Consider the following 19,175-nt stretch of genomic DNA (forward strand, 5'->3'; position numbering starts at 1 on the left):
CAACACTAGCATTATGACTCACAATGAGCCGGGATTTGAACAAAACCTCAATGAAAGATCTCTTCCTCTCAACTCACTTGCTTGCCTGCGCTGTCTTTGTGTTGTGGGCCCTGTCCTCTAATTTACCGACCAACGGGCCTGCTTTGTGTGCGGCTGGAATAGATGACGTCCCAGCGATAGACATCACCGATAGTCGACCTGGCGATATCGCACTCTGCGATCGACAGTTGAACGATGCTGTAGCGGATAAGCCGGATTTCTGCACGCTTATCTCTCCTGAGAGTCGCCTTCAGGAAATCTAAAGCCAGGTTGCGCTTGCTACCCTAACAAGAGAATCGCCGGGTGGACGCTTGCGTGAATCCTGTCTCAGGCTCGATGTAGCGCCACATTGAATGAGCAAGAAAGCCCACAGGCAGAGGTAATAGGTGAGTCTGCTACCAGTCAGGTCAATGCAGTAGAAAGAGCGGAACCAGCAGCCGCCAGGAGGGCCGCTGCAGTCAGGGATAAGTCATTCGGACAAACCCGCGCCCGCTTGAAAAGTGGGCGACGGTCCCGCTATCGCCCTTTCCAGACCGGCTCACGTTTTTGCAGAAACGCAGCGCCGCCCTCCTGCGAATCTTCACTGGCAACGCATATGCTTTGCAGCGCTGCCTCATCTGATATTGTCTGGGCCAGGCTTGCTTCCGCCGCCTGATTAACTGCCTGTTTGGCATAGCGCAGTGAAAGCGGAGCCTTCGCCGCCAACTCTTCGGCCCAGGCCAGCGTCGCATCAAGCAATCCATCAGCGGCGACAACCCGGTTACAAAGCCCCCACTCAAGGCACTTTGCTGCACTCAATTTCTCGCCTGTAGCAATCACTTCGTAAGCCCGCTTGCTGCCCAGGGTGCGCACCAAATGCCAGGTGGCACCGCCGTCTGGCACCAGCCCGATCGCGGCAAACGCCTGGTAGATATAAGCAGTCTCAGCCATCACCATCAGGTCACACGCCATCGCAAAGGCGCTTGAAACACCCGCAGCAGGGCCCGCAACTGCGCTGATCCAGGGCTTAGGGGCATTCGTGATTTCCATCAACAATGGCTTATATTCCAGGTTCAGTTCATCCTCAACCCGCCAGTGTTCCTGTTTAGATTCCGCAAGATCGGCACCGGCACCAAAACCTCTGCCAGCGCCAGTGAGAATGACAACGCGCACTGTGTCATCATCGTTCACTTCACGGGCAGCCAGCAGCAAGTCACGACGCAAAACCTGATCAAAGGCGTTCAATACCTGTGGTCGGTTCATCGTAACTATGGCCACTGAACCACGTCGTTCAATCGTTACCGTTTCATAGCTACTCATTTGTTTACTCCCTTAACTGATAGCGCCAGCATTCTTGAGTTCATCAACTTCATTTTCAGAAAAGCCCATCTCCGCGAGTATCGTCTCTGTATCAGCGCCAGCAGCGGAACCTCCGTTGCGGACTTCGGAAGGTGTGCGAGAGAAACGAGGAGCCGGCGCAGGCTGGGTTACGCCATCCACTTCAATATAGGCATTGCGCGCAACGTTTGCAGGGTGACTGGGTGCATCAATAAAATTGAGAACAGGGGCAAAACAGACATCGGTTCCCTCCATGATTTCGCACCATTGGGCCTGAGTCTTCTGCTTAAATACCTCTGTGATCTTTGCCTTCATCTCTGGCCATTTTTCGGCATTATTTTGATCGCCAAAGTCTTCCTCAGACAAGCCAGCATGCTGTTTAAGCAGTGCATAGAACTGGGGCTCTATAGACCCAATAGAAATATACTCGCCATCGGCGCATTCATAGCTATCGTAGAAATGCGCAGCCCCGTCGAGCAAATTGGATTCCCGCTGGCTTGCATCCCACATGCCCATAGCTTCGAAGCCATGAAACATCCACATGAGCTGCGCAGCACCGTCGACCATGGCCGCATCGATCACTTGCCCCTTGCCAGAGTTGGCTGACTCAAGCAGGGCTGCTAATACACCGTTGACCAGCAACATACCGCCGCCGCCCATATCACCCACCAAATTCAGTGGCGGCACCGGCTTTTCGCCCTTTCTGCCCATGGCGTAAAGTGCGCCAGTGATTGATATATAGTTGATATCGTGGCCTGCAGCCTGCGCCAGCGGTCCGTTCTGCCCCCAACCGGTCATGCGAGCAAAAACAAGTTTGGGGTTGCGTTCCAGACACACATCCGGACCAATACCCAGCTTTTCACAGACGCCAGGCCGGAATGGATCGATGAACACGTCAGCGTTCTCGACCATGCGCAGCAGAGTTTCTATGCCCGCAGGGTCCTTGAGGTTGAGCGCTACAGACTTCTTGCCTCTGGTGCTGACGTCTTTCATGTGCAGCCCAGGAGCATTTCCAGCACGATCGATGCGAATCACTTCCGCGCCCATGTCAGCCAAAATCATGCCGCCCATAGGAGCGGGACCGATGCCCGCCAGTTCCAAAACCGTGTAGCCGTTCAAGGGTCCCATAGGCTTCTCCTTAGCGAGGCTGCATACGGATAGCACCATCGAGACGGATACACTCAGCATTGAGGTAATCGTTCTCCGCGATGAACACCGACAGATGTGCAATTTCAGAGGGCTGACCCAGGCGCGGTGGGTAACACACTGATGACTCCAGCGACTGATAGGCCTGCTCAGGCAAAGCTTCAAACAGTGGCGTATGAATCAGACCGGGTACGATGGTATTGACCCGAATGCCATAGCTGGCCAGGTCTCGTGCCATAGGCACCGTCATACCAATAACGCCGCCTTTTGAAGCCGAGTAAGCGACCTGCCCTACCTGTCCTTCATAGCCTGCCACCGATGCGGTATTGATAATCACTCCGCGACCGCCGTCGGCATTAAACGCTTCGTTCTTGCTCATCGCTTCTGCAGCAAAACGAGACACATTGAATGTGCCGACCAGGTTTACATTAATAACAAACTGATACTGGTCCAAGGGGAAAACCCCTTTTTTGCCAAACGTTTTACAAGCGTTGCCGATACCGGCAAAGTTATTGCAAATATGCAATGCACCGAACTTTTCTACTACGCCCGCCACTGCATCTTTGACCGAGTCTTCATCGGCGACATTCACCTTCCAAAACGCCACACTGTCGGCACCCAGCTGGTCGATGACTTCTTTGGCGTTGTCTTCGTTCATATCGAAGATTGCGACTTTGGCGCCCTTGGCGACATAAGCCTCTGCGGTGCCGCGTCCCAAACCCGATGCGCCCCCGGTGACTATTGCTACTTTGCCTTGCAGATCCATGATGGTTTTCCTCCAGTATTAAACGTCGTATTAAAAGTTTCGCGTATTAAAGGGAACGTAGTCATCCCCCAGGCAGTCCCGGCCAATAATCAGTTTCATGATCTCGGAACTACCAGCATAAATCGTCGATATTTTCGCATCGGTGTACTGACGGCTGATCGGGTACTCGTCCATATAGCCATGACCGCCGTGAAGCTGCACGCCCAGCTCGGCCACTTTCACCTGCAATTCGCTGGTGTAAAGCTTGGCTTTGGCTGCATCGACCGCCGTGAAACTGCCCCCGTTAAACGACTTTACGCACTGATCGACATAAACCTGAGCAATGTCCAGCTCGGTTCGCATTTCGGCCAATTTGAATTGGGTATTTTGGAATACAGCGACGGGCTTACCGAAAGCTTTGCGATCTTTTACATAGTCAGCCGTCAGATCCCAGGACAGTTGGGCACCTGCCAGGTAGCCCGCTGCGCCTAACAGACGCTCTTCGGCCAGGCCCATCATCAGGTAATAGAAACCCTTGCCCGGCTCACCAAGCACATTATCTTTGGGTATTTTCACGTCGTTAAAGAAAAGCTCTGCAGTGTCCTGAGCCTTCATACCCATTTTCTTCAGGTTGCGGCCCCGCTCAAAACCTTCCATTCCCCGCTCCACTAGAAACAAAGTCATGTGATGGGGATCATTCTCAGGGTCGGTCTTAGCCGCTACAACGACCAGGTCAGCGTTAATGCCATTGGAAATAAAAGTCTTGGAGCCATTCAGCACCCAATGGTCGTCTTGCTCGTTCGCTGACGCTCTCATACCGGCAAGATCAGAACCGGCATCGGGCTCAGTCATCGCCACTGCTAGCACACACTCACCACTGGCGCACTTGGGCAGGAAACGTGCGCACTGCTCTTCGCTGCCAAAGCGAGTCAAGTAGGGGCCTACGAGGCGACTGTGTAAACTGTTAAACCAGTCACCTACCCGCGCATAATTAGTCTCTTCGATGATAATCTGCTCGAAGCGGAAATCGTCGTCTCCCATGCCTCCGTAGCGTTCTTCTGGCCAAATCATCAGGAAACCCTGTTCACCCGCTTTTCGAAAAGCTTCACGATCTACAATTCCAGCCTCACGCCAATCCTCCATATGTGGCACAATCTCTGCTGCCAGGAATTTGCGATAGGCATCGCGGAACATATTTTGCTCTTCGGTAAAATCTCTGGACAGCATAATGGGGGACCTCAAAGATCGCTGTGGAATTCGGCGAACAGTATGGTGAGCCACCATTCGGTCAACAATGACCGCCCCCGACAAATTAATTGACTGGAACTAACAGCGATTTGAGCTGACACAGGCATGGAACAAATTTTTCCTGAAAACTGGGCTGTACTGCATCTTGGACTGATTTTTTCGATCACTCTGGCGCAGATGCTAGTTGTCTATGTACTGAGCGATTCAAGCAATCCGCCGGCAGGACTGGGGCTGTTTTCCGTTTATTTCATGGCAGCTCTGCTGGGCTGGATTGCGTTTACCCTGCAACAAGAAGCTGCCGCGCCGCTGGCAGTAGATGTTCCTGCCGTCGCAGCAATACTTAACAGCTACATTCTATTCATGGCCGCGGGGCAGCGTTCAGGAAACCAGCGAGGTCGTATTTTATTGGGCATAGTCTGCCTGCTCGGATGCCTCAGCGTCTTCTTCCTGCCCGCCCAACTCATGTTCGCAACCCAGATATCGCTGGCAACACTGTTTTTTGCCGCTGCCGGAATACTAAGCGCCTTGCGGAGCCTGCGAGAAAAAAATGTCGGCGACATGGTCATCGCCTATGCGGCACTGCTGATGGTCGTAGGCACACCCATCGCGCTTTATCAGGTCTCAATAGGCGGCGACAGTAATCTGGGTCAGATCATCGCTTTTGGTGCCCACAGCTGGGCTTATGTGCTGGTGGCAGTTGGCTTTCTAGCCAGCGTGCTGATCGAATACCAACAGCATCTGTCTCACCTTGCCACTGAAGACCCACTAACCAGGCTGCTCAACAGGCGAGGCCTGCAAGATGCGCTGCGAATAAGCATCGCCCATGCCCGCCGCCATGGCCTGCCCACCTCAGCCATTATGATTGACATCGATTATTTCAAGAGGGTGAATGACAGTTTTGGTCATGAGACGGGCGATCATGTTATCCAGCTGGTCGCGAGCATGATTGAGCGATTATGTCGTGAGAGCGATGTGGTGGCGCGCACCGGAGGCGAAGAATTCCTGATCATTCTTGCCGATACTGACTCGGCATCCGCTCGCATACTGGCAGAGCGGGTTCGTCAGGCAGTAGGTGAACGTCCCTTGGTCGTTGACCAACATCGTATCCCGGTGACTATCAGCCTGGGCGTCGCCAGTGCGAGTGGCGAGTTTAATCTCGACGAGCTTTCCCAAGAGGCAGATCAGGCCATGTACCTCGCCAAACGTGGTGGCCGCAATAGAGTGGCATCTGTCGAGAATAAACCCGTACATCTCAGTAACGACAGTATGGAAATCTAGCCCTTGCCATTACGCGACTTCTCAGTGTCGGTTTATTTTGCCAGGGCAGTCTTAAAAAACGCCGTCTCACAGGGGCTCGACCCCGTTAGCCTGTTGCGAAAAACTCGAATCTCGCCGCGACTATTGCTCGAGGATGATGCACGAATTTCCGCTGAGCGTTTCGCCGACTTACAAGTCAACACTATGCTTGCTATGGGCGACGAAGCGTTGGGTTACGCTTCCAGGCGCATGCCCATTGGCTGCTGGACAATGATGTGTCATGCGGTTCTCGGCTGCGAAACACTTGGCCAGGCGATGGCACGCTACTGCCGCTTTTACCAGTTGTTCGAGTTTGGGGTTAATCCCCACCTCATCATCGAGGCAAATGAAGCGCGCTTGCGAGTGGAAAACACTGAGCAACAAGCTAAACATGACCCTTACATGATCGAACTGCTCATGTTCAACGCCCATCGCTTTGCCAGCTGGTTAATACAGGAACACGTTCCCCTGCAACAGGTGGACCTCGCCTATCCGGCCGCGGCACAACTGAAGGACTACCGCGCCATGTTCCTGGGTAATCCGGTGGTTTTTGAACAAGATTACTCACAGCTGGTAATGTCATCTGCGATGCTGGATCGAAGAATTAAACAGACAGAGCAATCTCTGCGCCATTTTTTACGCCATCCTGTGCTGATGCTGTTAACCCAAACCTACGACCGGAACAGCTGGACATCGCAGGTCAGGGAACTGGTTCACCAAAACCTGGTGAACATGCCAGAGCTAAACGACGTGGCTGCCATGCTGGAGGTTCATCCGCAAACCCTGCGCCGAAGATTGTCTGCTGAGGGCACGACCTTTAAGGAGGTAAAAAGTCAGGTGCGCCGGGATACCGCCCTGCACTTCCTCGGCAAACAGGGTCTGTCCATTGAAGAAATTGCCCACCGCGCCGGATTTTCCGAATCCTCCGCTTTTATCCGTGCTTTTAAAGGATGGACGGGGGTCACTCCCTACACTTATCGTAAGGGACTCTAGTCAAAAGTTGCACTCAAGCTAGAGATTACCTCTAGATTGGCTATAGTTATTCTCTAAGTCTGTGGCGGAGTCACTAGGTGCTAAAAATCTTTACCCGCGCGCTGGCAGCGAGTTCTGCGAGGCGCTGGGCCAGCGCCCCGGCTTAACCCTGATTATTTCTGGACGACTTAATCTGGAATCGGATCTGAGTCATCTGCGCAGAAAGCAGCTGGATGCAGAGCTACTCGCCCAAGGTATTGCCCAGGAAGACATCGCCCAACGCGGACCGGACTACATGAGTGCCGTCAGTAAACGCTACCTAATGCTGACCAAAGACAGTTCTGAGGAGGTGAGTTTCAGCGAGCATTTGGATACGGTCACAGCCAACATGGAAATAAGTCAGGAGCAACTGCGTGACCTCGCCCAGGACCGCGCCGTGGCGACCAAGGAATATCTGGTCAATAAACTCGGGCTCAACGCAAACCGAGCGGTCATCAATCAGGTGGGCGAATTACTGGCAGAAGACAATACCTACAGCGGAATAGAACTGGAGCTCGATATCTGAACCGATTCAGGCACAGTAGACCAAACCGCCGTTACAGTAACGACAGAGGTAGCTCCCTTTGCCACTTAGCATTCGATTGTGCCTGGTAGTTGAAACCTCATGATCGCGGCAATCGCATCGATAAGCGTGCGTTCGTTGCCGGCGCTGGGGGATATCCTCAAGGTCGGCCTTGAAGGTGACCGTCGGGTCGGCGTCAAAATAATGCATCAAGGCCTGCCACTCTTCCCCATGTGGCTTCACCTTTTGGAAACCATAGACCTCATGGACGATATAGTGCGCCACTTCGTGAGGCACTGTTTCTTGAAAGTTGACGTCCCAGTATTTGGAGAAAATCCACGGGTTGTAGCGCAGCTCCCTTTGCCGCCCATGGGCCCTGAACATGCCGGCGGTAGTTCCACTCAGGTCAAACAGCACCGGGATACGGTCAAAGCCCCGCTCCAGGGCTTCTTCTGCGGTAACAATAAAGTGCTCGGTTCGCGCCAGCACCTGCCTTTGTTGGCTGTTATCAATGGGTTCTATCACGGGATGGTAAGTCTTCCAGGCATCATCTTAAAATCATACCAGAGAGTCGCCTGACAGGCTGTCACCTATGGTCTATTTTTTTGTTGTACTGCGTCATTGTTAGCGCTCCTTGCAAGCCACAGACTTTGGCTCGGTTAATATCCAGTAAGGAGCTCACTGGCACCGCCAGCCGGGCCCCTCGATCCCATCGCCAAAAGAGATGTTATGAGCACACAAGATCTGGACACATCCACACTGGATGAATACCTGACAGCGCACATTCCAGGCTTCAGCGGGCCCGTCAGCGCAGAGAAATTTGCTGGCGGGCAATCCAACCCCACCTTCAAATTAACCGCCGGAGACACCTCCTACGTCCTCAGGCGCAAGCCCCCGGGAGAGCTTCTCAAGTCCGCGCACGCGGTGGATCGCGAATATCGGGTGATTTCTGCCCTACAGAACACCGAAGTACCAGTCCCGAATACTTTTTTATTGTGTGAGGACGAATCCGTCATAGGTTCCATGTTTTACGTGATGGAATACCTTGAGGGCCGTATCCTTTGGGATCCGTCGCTGCCAGAGGCCAAAGACAAGAAAGAACGAGGCGCTGTTTTCGACAGCATGAATGCGACGATGGCTGCCTTACATAACGTCAATATCGAAGCAGTCGGCCTAGCCGATTACGGTAAGCCCGGAAACTACTTTGAACGTCAGACCGGCCGCTGGAGCAAGCAATATCGGGCCTCCAAGACTCAGGAAATTCCCGAAATGGAGCGCCTGATGGACTACCTGGTGTCCAATATGCCTGAGGATGACGGCCAGGTGAGCCTGGTGCACGGTGACTACCGTCTCGACAACCTGATGTACCACTCCACTGAACCCAGGGTAATCGCGCTGCTCGACTGGGAGCTGTCTACCCTGGGCAACCCACTTGCCGACCTTGCAAACCAGTGTATGGCCTGGATGCTGCCTGGCGGTGGTGGCATTGCCGGTATGGCAGGGGTCGATCGCGGAGCGCTCGGTATTCCCACCGATGAAGAGTACATCGCCAGATATTGCGAACGCACCGGGCGCCAAAGCATTGAGAACTGGAATTTCTATCTTGTGTTTTCAATGTTTCGCCTCGCCGCAATTTTGCAGGGCGTTGCCATGCGCGCGGAGCTTGGTAACGCCTCAAGCCCCGAGGCGAAGGCCAGGGGCGAACTGGTGAAGCCACTTGCGCAAAGCGCTGTCGCCTTAATCGATTAACTGACACACACTTTCACTAATGCCCGATACGGGGCGAATTAACGCGGAGAAAAAGACATGACTGAAGAGCAACCTGTACTGGTAGATGTTACCGATGGTGTGATGACCATTACCCTCAATCGCCCAAAGGCAAAAAATGCCGTCAACCTCGCCGTAGCAACCGCAGTGGCGGCGGCTCTGGAAGAATTGGATAGTAACGACGACATCCGCGTCGCCATCCTGACTGGCGCCGGTGGCTCATTCTGCGCGGGGATGGACCTGAAGGCTTTTGTCACCGGTGAAATGCCGGTGATACCGGGGCGTGGTTTTGGTGGACTGGCGGAATGCTCGCCCAAGAAGCCGCTGATTGCTGCGGTGGAGGGCTATGCTCTTGCAGGCGGTCTGGAATTGATGATTTCCTGTGACCTCATTGTTGCTGCCGAGGATGCTCAGTTTGGTATTACCGAAGTCAAGCGCGGGCTTGTCGCCGGCGCCGGCGGCCTGATGAAGCTTCCACGTCAAATACCCCCCCGCCTGGCAATGGAAATGGCGCTCACAGGAGAATTTTCCAGTGCCCAGCGCGCCATGGACATGGGTTTGATTAATCGCGTCGTGCCCTCCGGCACTGCGTTGGATACCGCACGGGAACTTGCCGTGCAAATTGGCGCCAACGGTCCTCTGGCCGTGCGCGTCAGCAAACAGGTCATGATGGAGCAGGAAGACTGGTCCACTGACGAAATGTGGGCCAAGCAGCAGGAACTGGTAAACCCCGTGTTTGTCAGCGCCGATGCGATCGAAGGCGCCACCGCCTTTGCCGAGAAGCGCGCACCCAACTGGACCGGTAAATAAGGAATATAACGATGAATGAAGCATGGATTATTGATGCCTGTCGCACACCTCGCGGCATCGGCAAAAAAGGCAAAGGCTCACTGGCCGAGCAGCACCCACAGCACCTTGGCGCCGTGGTACTGGAAGCCCTGGCCAAACGCAACAACCTGAACACTGCCGACGTGGGCGACATCATTTTTGGCACCAGTTCACAACGTGGCCGCCAATCCGGCGACCTGGCACGCATGGCGGCTCTGGAGGCAGGCTACGACATACGATCTTCTGGCATGACCCTGGATCGCTTTTGCGGCTCAGGTATTACTTCGGTCAATCTGGCCGCTATGCATATCATGTCCGGCACTGAGGACGTGGTTATTGGTGGCGGCGCTGAAATGATGTCCGTCTATGGAGAGGAAGGTGCCACGCCATCGATGTTCATGGACAATGGCAACCTGAAGCTTCGCTCAATGCATCCCCAGCCTCACCAGGGTGTGTGTGCAGACGCTATTGCCACCATGGAAGGCATCACCCGTGAAGACCTGGACAAACAGGCCTACGAAACCCAGATGAAAGCAGCACAGGCTATCGCCGAGGGCCGCTTCGACAAGAGCCTGGTGCCGGTACATGACATCGACGGCAACCTGATGCTGGACAAAGAAGAGTTTCCACGCCCCCAAACCACGCTTGAAGGCTTGGCTGGCCTGCAGGCATCTTTCGCTCCAGTTGCCGATTATCCGCTGGATGAGTCCGGTATTACCTACCGCCAGATGCTCAACCAGAAATATCCGGAAATCGATATTCAGCACATGCACCATGCGGGTAATTCATCCGGTGTAGTCGACGGCGCAGGCGCTATCCTGTTGGCCTCTCCTGACTATGCAAAGGCACAGGACTGGACGCCCCGAGGCCGCATCGTTGCCATGGCTAACCAGGGCGACTGCCCTACCCTGATGCTCAATGCACCCGTTCCTGCTGCTCGCAAGGTACTGGCCAAGGCGGGCCTAACCATCGACGACATCGATGTCTGGGAGATCAACGAGGCTTTTGCGGTGGTTTCCGAAAAATTCATGCGCGACCTGGGTATGGACCGTTCCAAGGTGAACATCAATGGCGGCGCCATGGCCCTGGGTCACCCCATCGGCGCCACTGGCTCACTGCTGATCAACACCGCTCTGGACGAACTGGAACGGCAGGGCAAGCAGTTTGGCCTGGTCACCATGTGTGCCGCCGGCGGTATGGCGCCTGCCATCATCATCGAGCGGGTTTAATCCACTCCAATGCGCGAGTATCGCCTTGACGTCGGTGACGTGGAACTAGCCGTTGTGGAATGGCCGGGGAGCGATAGCGCTGCCCCGGCCTCTCCAGTGCTGCTGTTGCACGCTACCGGGTTTCACAGTCGCTGCTGGAACCAGGTGGTTAAACACCTTTCAGGCAGACATGTATTCGCCGTCGACCTTCGCTACCACGGCAACAGCGGTAGCACAGGCGAAGCTGACTGGAACGTGCTGGCCAACGATATCAGTGTGCTGGTAGAGCGCTTGGATTTACATGACATTATCGGCGTCGGCCATTCTGTAGGTGGCTATATGGTCGCTCGGGCAGCTGCGGCCCATCGTGATCGCTTCAAGCAGCTGGTGCTGATAGACCCGGTTATTACCGCACCGGAAACCTATGAATTTAGCCGGGAAATGGCGGCCAAAATCAACGCGGAGGATCATCCAGTGGCTCGCCGCAGGAACCGTTGGCAGGATGCAAATGAAATGTATCTGCACTTTAAGGACAGAGCCCCCTTTAGTACCTGGCAGACCGATGTCTTACGAGATTATTGTGACTATGCGCTACAACCCGCAACAGGAGGTGATTTTCAGCAACTGCTTTGCGATCCCGCAAACGAAGCATCGGTATACACCAGCCAGGCCTACAGTGACGCGGTGCTGCAGGATTTACCCCGGCTACATTTGCCCATTGCCCTGCTGCGGGCGAAATACACCGGCATCCATACCGGCGACTTTTCAAACTCTCCCACCTGGCCCGAACTGGCCTCGGCACTACCGGACTGCGAGGACCACTACCTACCGCAGCTCAATCACTTCATTCCAATGCAGGACCCTGCGCTGGTCGCTAAATTTATAGAGCAGGCACTTATCAGGTGATTAAACACCTCTTAATCTCTTTTTTTACCGTGATAGTCGTCCTAACTTTAGCGATCGCTGCATGGGTCGGTTATCGCTATGCGTCTTTTGAACAGTTGGATGACAACACTCATCTGCAAGCCAAAGCCGAGTATCTGGAGCACCTTGCCAGCTCAGCAACGAGCGTCAATACTGCTCCTAATATCCTATTTATCCTCTACGATGATATGGGCTACGGAGATATCGGCGCGGGTGAAACCAACCCTGATGTGATTGCCACACCCAACATCGATGCTCTGGCCGCCGCCGGACTGGTGCTGAGCGACTTTCACTCACCCGCACCCGTGTGCACCCCCTCGCGCGCTGGTTATCTCACCGGGCGACTGGCGCCTCGTGCCGGACTACCTGACGTCGTATTCCCCAGTGGCAGTACCAAGGCGTTTATCTCCAGCCTGCTATTGAAGTCTGGCAGTCCTGTACGTTTGCCCGCCGAGGAAATTACTGTTGCTGAAGTACTGAGAGCCGCGGGCTACCGCACAGGAATGGTGGGCAAATGGCACCTGGGTGACAGCCGTCCGTCTCTGCCCAACGATTTAGGCTTCGAACACTACTATGGCGCGCTGTACAGCAACGATATGGAGCCCTTTGCCCTCTACCGGAATCGAGTAGTTGAGGTACCGGCACCGGTCGACCAGCGCTACCTGAGTGAACGTTACACCGAAGAAGCACTTGCTTTTCTGCGCGCCAGCGATGAAAGATTTTTCCTCTATTTTGCGCACAATTTTCCCCACGACCCTCTGCATTCGCGGGATGAGCGATTAGGCACCTCTGATGGCGGTCTCTATGGTGATGTGTTGGAAGAAATTGATGATGGCGTTGGCATCCTGGTGGAGGAACTGCGATATTCCGGCAAGCTAGACAACACCCTCATTATTATCACATCCGATAATGGACCCTGGTTTCTGGGCAACGCCGGAGACCAGCGTGGGCGCAAGGGAAATACTTTCGAGGGCGGCATGCGCGTTCCTTTTATTGCCCACTGGCCTGCAGAAATCCCGCAGGGTCGCTCCGAACCGGCCATGGCCATGGGCATCGACTTGCTGCCGACTGTTTTGGATATATTGGCGCTACCCGCGCCCAATGATCGCATACTGGACGGTCGCAGTATGTTGCCGACATTGACGAGAGGCGCAGCCAGCCCACATCAATACCTCCATTACTACGACGGCGAGACTTTATTTGCGGTTCGCGACCAACGATTCAAGTATCGCGGTCCAGCCGGCGTTTTCTACGGCACAGATCAAATGCTGATCAGTGGCTCAATCCCGCAAAAAGAATGGTTATTTGACCTGCAGTCCGATCCTGGCGAATCCTATGATGTGTCGGCTCGTCATCCGCAAAAACTGGCGGAGTTGCGGGCGGAGTTCAACCGCAAGAATGCCGAGATGCAGTCAAATTTGCGAGGCTGGACTCCCTAACTCGCCCCTGGGCCTGACTTCGGCTAGGTACTGGCTACAGCGCTTCCAAATCAACGGTACAATCGTAGTAACAGGCGCCGCCGGCAAGATCTGCCTTGTGCCCGGGAATCAGTCCATTCGCTGTAAGTCCCGTGCTGCTGTCGCGCATCCACGCGCCTTTGGGCACATATAAAGTACCGCGGCGAATTCGCTCGCTGATCAGAATTGGTAGCTCTATCGCACCCGCATCATTGACCACGCGCACCGGCTGACCATTACTAAAACCATGGTCCTTGGCATCGCCTGGGTTGATTTGGACCTCCAGATCACTATCGTGTCCCGCAACGCCTCCAAACGTGGAATTAATTCTTTTTTCTGAGGCGGGAGTTACCAATACAAACTGGTGAGCACGCTGCAGTGCCCGGTACTGGGGCAGCCCCATACCGCACTCTTGTTCAAGCGTTTCACTGTAAAGCTCAATTTTTCCGCTGGGTGTAGTGGCCTCACCGCCTCGCAAAATACTATCGGGGTGATTTATCTCCATATTAAGGGCACTGCCAACGGGAATGGCACTAGCCCGATCAATATCGGGTCCCAGATATTTTGCATCGATTGCCTGATCCATCAACTGTTCATCAGAATCAGTGAAACAGGCTTCACTGAAACCAAATCGTTGGGCCAGACGGCGAAACAGCTCCATGTTGGCAATTGCCTCTCCCTGGCGTTGCAGCACCGGCGCAGAACGCTGCAGGTATTGATGCCCGTATGACTTATACAAGTCGCCGATTTCCAGATGACTGGCCGCCGGCAAAATGACGTCGGCGCAGGCCATGGAGTCGGTCATGCTGATTTCAGAGCCGACAACAAATAAGCCTTCACTGCACAATGCAGCTTTTAGCTTGCCTTGCTGCGGCGTCACGGCCAATGGATTGTGGTTGTAAATAAACACGCCCTTGAGAGGCAGTTCGTCGCCCGGGTCGAGGATATGTGACGCCAGGTCAAGAGTATTGAATTCCCGCACCTCAGTTTCGAGCAGGTCGGGGCGGGAAAGCTCATCCCCATTGATAGGGAAATAACCGGAAACATCGCAAATACCCGCGCCCAAAGCGCCAAAGTTACCCGTCAGGGCAGGCAGTGCGAAGGCCGCCCGCAGGCCTGAGCCTCCATTACGATTGCGCTCAGGCGCCACACCCACAGAAATGGCTGCGGGGCTCAGGTCTCGCCACATACGTGCAAACTCACGTATATCCTCAGCGTCTATACCGCAAATAGCGGCGGCTTCTTCCACAGAGTACTTCTGGGCCTCATCAAGGTAGGCTTCAGCACCGTGCACCTGCTGATCAATGAAGGCTTGGTCCAGGCCGCCAATTCGCTTTAGCTCTGCCGCTACTGCATAGGCCAGAACCACATCGGTGCCCGGCATTAAGCCAAGATGCAGATCTGCCTCGTCAGCAATACGAATGCGCTTGGGGTCAACAACAACCAGCTTCGCACCCTCTTTGCGCGCCCTGCGCAGCAGCGTAATCATATGCAGGTTGCAGGCGGTAATATTATTACCCCAGATGACAATCAACTTTGAATGCTGTAATTCTTCGTAGGAAATTCCGGCGGCATCACCAAAAACGCTCTCCCAGGCTGCGCTGGAAGTGGCAGTGCACAATGTTGTGGTATCAATTTTGCTGGAGCCCAGGCGATTGAAAAAGCGCTCTGCCATCGACCCTCCGGCCAACATGCCCATCGGGCCTCCGTAGGTCAAAGCGGCAATCGCTTGAGAGCCATATTCGTCCATAATTGAGGTGAAGCGCTGGTAAATGGTATCCAGGGCCTCGTCCCAACTCGCTCGACGATAAGCGCCAGCGCCTTTAGGCCCATCACGCAGCAGTGGTGAAAGCAAACGATCCGGACCATGAACCTGGTGCGGCAGCCCGGTCGCAACCTTGGCGCAAATCTTGCCGCGGGTAAACGGGTTCGCATCACTGCCCCTGACTTTTTCTATTTTGCCTTCAGCCACCTCGATCGAAAGACTGCAGGTGTCGGCGCAATCAAGAGGGCAAACGGCATCGTGCGTGCCGTTGGGAAACTGTGGTTGATTCATGTGAAAACCTCAGTGGTCTTATCTCACCAAGTATAGTCCATATCTACAGGGCAGTATCAATGATATCTAGACCCTATTCGGCGAGACAGAGACACCTGAAGTGGGCAGATAACGCTGACGAATCACCCGTGATGCCAGCAACCCCAGGGGCACAAACAGACACGGTATGGCGATGACAATTAATGCCTCGCCCTGGCCCCAATTGACTCCTCCGCTAGCCGCTAGCTCTCCCGTCCCCTGTTGATAAGGAACAACGTAGTAGTAAAGTAACAGCAAGGGCATGACACAGCCATAAACAATCAACAGACGAGGCCCCCAGAGGGTAAGGCGGGTCTTTCCCGTGGCCAAGTCTTCAGCGGGAGTGTGATGTAGCGCCTCCCGGTAGGATTGCTCCTGGGGCGTCACTTCGCCCATCCGTGACACTAATAAAATTGTGATAATACTGGCACTAGCACCTATCACCACCGGACTCCAGTAAACAGGCCAGTTGACCATCCCCAGATACTCCAGCGCTGCAGGCACTACGTTAAATCCGAAGCCAGTGACGATTCCCCAGAAAGCGGCGTCCGCTGTGATGCGTTTACTCCAGATACTCATGAAGCCGACCGGGCCCCAGGACGAGGCAAACACGGTGCCAATAAACAACATCAGCCAGAAAATATTGGGCGGGAAGTAGAAACTGGCCAGCAATACCACCAGCCCTGTAACCAGCATGACCAGTCGCGTACCCCAGAGGGTCGGTGAGTGCCGCTTCACCATATCGTTGCTTACGCTGAATCCCACCAAAGACAAAAATGTTGAGGCCGATGACAACGCCGCTGCGACAATACCAGCCAACAACAGTGCCCCCAGAAATTCAGGGACCAGGTTTTTAGCCGCCCAAATCATGACGGTTTCAGAAGGATTAATATTCGGATTCGCCAGGTTAATCAGGCCGCCCAGGCCATAGATAAGAATCTGGATCAGAATAACTGCAAAGCAAGCATAGATCGCGGAACGGATGACAACATGTTCATCCCTGGCCATCAAATGACGACTGGCCTGCCATGGACTCACCGCGTAGACGATGCCCCAGGACATATCAATAATTACTGTCCAGATCAAAAATTCGGTCGGGGTTGCCCACTCGGTTCCCGGACCTACCGTGCCGTGCCAGGAAGCAATATCGGGTTTTTCTTCTAACTGTGCCATATTTTCAACTGCCGTCCGTAAACCTTCCATGTCAGCAACAATGAACGCTGCGAAAAACAGGGTCGCACCGGTAAACAACATAAACATCAGGGTATCGGTAATGATCACACCGCGAGATCCGGAATACAGGGTGAACAGGGTATAACTCATCCAGGCGCAAACAATGGCTTGCCCATAACTCAAACCAGTGAGATCAGAAAGGAGAATCGCGGCTCCCTGAGTCACCACCAGGAGATATCCCCCCAGACCCAGGATAATGGTCACGCCCGCCGCCTGCTGCACCCGGTGACTGTTAAAGCGCTGACCCAGGAAGTCGGCAACAGTGGGTGCGCGACTGCGCCGTAAGTAAGTGCCAAACAGTAAAGCACCGTAGACGTAACCGACCACCGCTATTCCGGGAAACAGAATGTAGGGCCCCATCTGACCATCATAGGTAAAGCCCGCTTCGCCAAGAAAAATGGAAGTGCTGAAAACGCTGGCCACTAAGGTGCCCACGATTAACAGGGTGGGTGCTTGACGCCCGGCGACGAAATAGTCGTCCAGTTGCTTTACGCGTCTGCCGCTGTAACTGCCGATGAAGACGAATAGCAGCACGCTCAATGCGATGGTGACGGTGTAAATGTCTATATTGCTGTCTCCGGCAGTGCGCTGCGCTCGAATTTTACTGCGCTGTTCTGCATGACTGTAGTCACTTACTGTGCCTGATTATAGACGCTGCTGCATTGCGACCGGGCAGCCCGCTCACCCCACCCCCGGGATGTGCGCCGGAACCACAAAGGTAAACACCATCCACTGGCATTTTATAATCCGCATAGCCTGGCAGCGGTCTCAACGAGTAGAACTGATCAAGGTGCAAAGCCCCATGAAAAATATCGCCACCGACCATGTTGAGATCTCGTTCAATATCCAGCGGCGACTTGATCTGGCGCCCTACTACAGAGGCTTTAAAGTTGGGTGCGTAGTTATCGATGGTACCAATAATCATGTCCGCCACTTCGTGTTTCACCTCATCCCAGCTGCGACCATCAGGCAAATGGCGCTGGAAATGTTGACAGAACAGACTGGCGACATGGCCTCCTTCTGGCGCCAGTGATTTGTCCTGAGTACTGGGCACCTGCATTGAGATTACCGGTTTTTTTGCCCAGCCCTGCTGTCGGGCGTCATAGTAGGCATTTTGTATATATTGCAACGAGGGGCTAACCTCAATGGCGCCCATGAAATGCTCCTCGCCCCTGCCCGCCATACTGGTGAATTGTGGTAATTCCGACAACGCAACATTCATCCGGAAAGTGGCAGAGTGACTGCGATAGCCCTCAATTCTCCTTTGCTCTGGCGGCTCCAGCATTTTTTCATCCAGCAGCTTTTGCAGGAGTATTTGCGGATGTACGTTAGCCGCCACGCACTTGGCGGTTATCTCGCGACCGTCAGCAGTCAGGACTCCGCGCGCACGTCCGCCTTCGGTAATAATTTTTTGAACCGGTGTATCCGTTTCAATTTCAACACCCTGAGCGCGCGCAAATGACGCCATCGACTCGCTAATCGCACCCATGCCGCCACGAGCAATGCCCCAGGCCCCCGCCTTGCCTTTCACCTCGCCAAAGGCATGGTGCAGCAGAACATAAGCAGTACCTGCCTGGTAGGGCTCGGCAAAGTTGCCAATCACCCCCTCCAGCCCCAGCACACCTTTAAGAGCTTCACCTTCAAACCAGGCATCAAGATAGTCGCCCAGGGATTTAGTCATCAGTTCAGCCAGAACGATCTGATGCTGCTTTGATAGCTTGCGAAAAACATTGCCCGCCTTTACCAAGGTCCAAGCATCAGCCCAGCCACCACCGAAGTTCGGCGGAGCTTGAATCGCCAGCGCTCGCAGAGCCATTGCCACCTCGGCAATTTCATTATCAAACTCTGCTATGCGTTGCGCATCCCGCGAGGAAAAGCGGGCGATCTCGGCCTGCGCCTGAGCGTCATCACGAGTCAGCAGTAGATGATCGTTGTCCAGCAAGCTAAGTGTTCCCGCCGGTCGCTCCATGATCTCCAGTCCGTGCTGTTCCAGTTGTAAGTCGGTAATCACCTGCGGGTGCAGCAAGCTGACCGAATAGGAATAAACCGAGTTACGAAAACCGGGATGGAACTCTTCAGTAACCGCGGCGCCGCCTACCACCGAACGAGCCTCCAGCATTTTTACTTTGAGCCCAGCCTTGGCCAGATAGCCTGCACAGGTCAGGCCATTGTGGCCTGCGCCGATGACGATTACGTCTGTTTCTTGTTTCATTTTCCCGGTTTACTCCCAAGTGAAGGGCATCAGGTCTGACTGTATTGCAGTATAGACAGCCTACGCTCATAAGAGCCTCCGTGCCGATGGGCTAGGAAGATTGGTCTACCCAGCTATGCTGTACTCTCCTTCCTGCAATGTTTCATT

Annotated in this window: 17 protein-coding genes; 9 read left to right on the forward strand and 8 right to left on the reverse strand. The window is 54.2% G+C overall.

Translation table 11 applies throughout. From position 1 onward, the window contains the following. Positions 1 to 50 precede the first annotated feature (50 nt). Positions 51 to 302 carry a hypothetical protein gene (locus EYC87_RS12895; protein WP_279253245.1) on the forward strand — a complete coding sequence of 84 codons (252 nt, stop codon included), beginning with the start codon at positions 51 to 53 and terminating at the stop codon, positions 300 to 302. A 253-nt stretch (positions 303 to 555) separates the two neighbouring features. Here the strand turns inward: EYC87_RS12895 and EYC87_RS12900 are convergent, their stop codons facing one another. Genes EYC87_RS12900 through EYC87_RS12915 form a run of 4 tightly spaced genes read right to left on the reverse strand, consistent with a single transcriptional unit; the run spans position 556 to position 4,474 of the window. Next, a complete protein-coding gene (locus EYC87_RS12900; protein WP_279253246.1) occupies positions 556 to 1,338 on the reverse strand; it encodes an enoyl-CoA hydratase/isomerase family protein in 783 nt (260 codons plus the stop codon). A gap of 12 nt (positions 1,339 to 1,350) precedes the next feature. After that, entirely contained in the window at positions 1,351 to 2,484 is a 1,134-nt protein-coding gene (locus tag EYC87_RS12905) for a CaiB/BaiF CoA transferase family protein (protein ID WP_279253247.1), read from the reverse strand. Positions 2,485 to 2,494: 10 nt separating this feature from the next. Further along, positions 2,495 to 3,268, reverse strand: coding sequence for an SDR family NAD(P)-dependent oxidoreductase (locus EYC87_RS12910; protein ID WP_279253248.1), 774 nt, complete (start codon positions 3,266 to 3,268; stop codon positions 2,495 to 2,497). Between the two features lie 30 nt (positions 3,269 to 3,298). After that, positions 3,299 to 4,474, reverse strand: coding sequence for an acyl-CoA dehydrogenase family protein (locus EYC87_RS12915; protein ID WP_279253249.1), 1,176 nt, complete (start codon positions 4,472 to 4,474; stop codon positions 3,299 to 3,301). A 126-nt stretch (positions 4,475 to 4,600) separates the two neighbouring features. On the opposite strand from EYC87_RS12915, the gene EYC87_RS12920 reads away from it, so the two are divergent. The 3 genes from EYC87_RS12920 to EYC87_RS12930 all read left to right on the forward strand — a co-directional run bounded on the left by EYC87_RS12920 (position 4,601) and on the right by EYC87_RS12930 (position 7,328). Beyond that, entirely contained in the window at positions 4,601 to 5,773 is a 1,173-nt protein-coding gene (locus tag EYC87_RS12920) for a GGDEF domain-containing protein (RefSeq protein WP_279253250.1), read from the forward strand. A 3-nt stretch (positions 5,774 to 5,776) separates the two neighbouring features. Further along, the gene (locus EYC87_RS12925; protein WP_279253251.1) at positions 5,777 to 6,784 is read left to right on the forward strand and encodes an AraC family transcriptional regulator; all 1,008 of its coding nucleotides are present in this window, start codon (positions 5,777 to 5,779) and stop codon (positions 6,782 to 6,784) included. Between the two features lie 61 nt (positions 6,785 to 6,845). Then, the gene (locus tag EYC87_RS12930) at positions 6,846 to 7,328 is read left to right on the forward strand and encodes a hypothetical protein (RefSeq protein WP_279253252.1); all 483 of its coding nucleotides are present in this window, start codon (positions 6,846 to 6,848) and stop codon (positions 7,326 to 7,328) included. 6 nt (positions 7,329 to 7,334) lie between these two features. Here the strand turns inward: EYC87_RS12930 and EYC87_RS12935 are convergent, their stop codons facing one another. Beyond that, the gene (locus EYC87_RS12935) at positions 7,335 to 7,850 is read right to left on the reverse strand and encodes a SprT family zinc-dependent metalloprotease (protein ID WP_279253253.1); all 516 of its coding nucleotides are present in this window, start codon (positions 7,848 to 7,850) and stop codon (positions 7,335 to 7,337) included. A gap of 204 nt (positions 7,851 to 8,054) precedes the next feature. Between EYC87_RS12935 and EYC87_RS12940 the strand changes: the two genes are divergently transcribed. From EYC87_RS12940 to EYC87_RS12960, 5 genes are read left to right on the forward strand one after another with little or no spacing between them, the layout of a single operon-like run. Then, entirely contained in the window at positions 8,055 to 9,074 is a 1,020-nt protein-coding gene (locus EYC87_RS12940; protein ID WP_279253254.1) for a phosphotransferase, read from the forward strand. A 57-nt stretch (positions 9,075 to 9,131) separates the two neighbouring features. Further along, positions 9,132 to 9,902 (forward strand): crotonase/enoyl-CoA hydratase family protein, encoded by a 771-nt coding sequence (locus EYC87_RS12945; RefSeq protein WP_279253255.1) that lies wholly within the window; start codon positions 9,132 to 9,134, stop codon positions 9,900 to 9,902. A gap of 11 nt (positions 9,903 to 9,913) precedes the next feature. Further along, a complete protein-coding gene (locus tag EYC87_RS12950) occupies positions 9,914 to 11,149 on the forward strand; it encodes an acetyl-CoA C-acetyltransferase (protein ID WP_279253256.1) in 1,236 nt (411 codons plus the stop codon). A gap of 9 nt (positions 11,150 to 11,158) precedes the next feature. Then, entirely contained in the window at positions 11,159 to 12,034 is an 876-nt protein-coding gene (locus EYC87_RS12955; protein WP_279253257.1) for an alpha/beta fold hydrolase, read from the forward strand. Beyond that, complete coding sequence (locus tag EYC87_RS12960) at positions 12,031 to 13,491, forward strand: sulfatase family protein (protein ID WP_279253258.1); 1,461 nt, start codon at positions 12,031 to 12,033, stop codon at positions 13,489 to 13,491. Before EYC87_RS12955 ends, EYC87_RS12960 begins: the two co-directional genes overlap by 4 nt. 34 nt (positions 13,492 to 13,525) lie before the next feature. Here the strand turns inward: EYC87_RS12960 and EYC87_RS12965 are convergent, their stop codons facing one another. From EYC87_RS12965 to EYC87_RS12975, 3 genes are all read right to left on the reverse strand, one after another. After that, complete coding sequence (locus EYC87_RS12965) at positions 13,526 to 15,565, reverse strand: molybdopterin-containing oxidoreductase family protein (RefSeq protein ID WP_279253259.1); 2,040 nt, start codon at positions 15,563 to 15,565, stop codon at positions 13,526 to 13,528. A gap of 66 nt (positions 15,566 to 15,631) precedes the next feature. Further along, positions 15,632 to 17,350: a sodium:solute symporter family protein gene (locus EYC87_RS12970; protein ID WP_279253260.1), complete on the reverse strand. Its 1,719-nt coding sequence runs from the start codon at positions 17,348 to 17,350 to the stop codon at positions 15,632 to 15,634. 94 nt (positions 17,351 to 17,444) lie between these two features. Next, on the reverse strand, positions 17,445 to 19,028 hold the full coding sequence (locus EYC87_RS12975; protein WP_279253261.1) for a phytoene desaturase family protein: 1,584 nt from the start codon (positions 19,026 to 19,028) through the stop codon (positions 17,445 to 17,447). Between the last annotated feature and the right edge of the window lie 147 nt (positions 19,029 to 19,175).

Origin of the sequence: Candidatus Seongchinamella marina, assembly GCF_026262685.1 — a bacterium.
GTDB classification, from domain to species: Bacteria; Pseudomonadota; Gammaproteobacteria; order Pseudomonadales; family Halieaceae; genus Halioglobus; species Halioglobus marinus.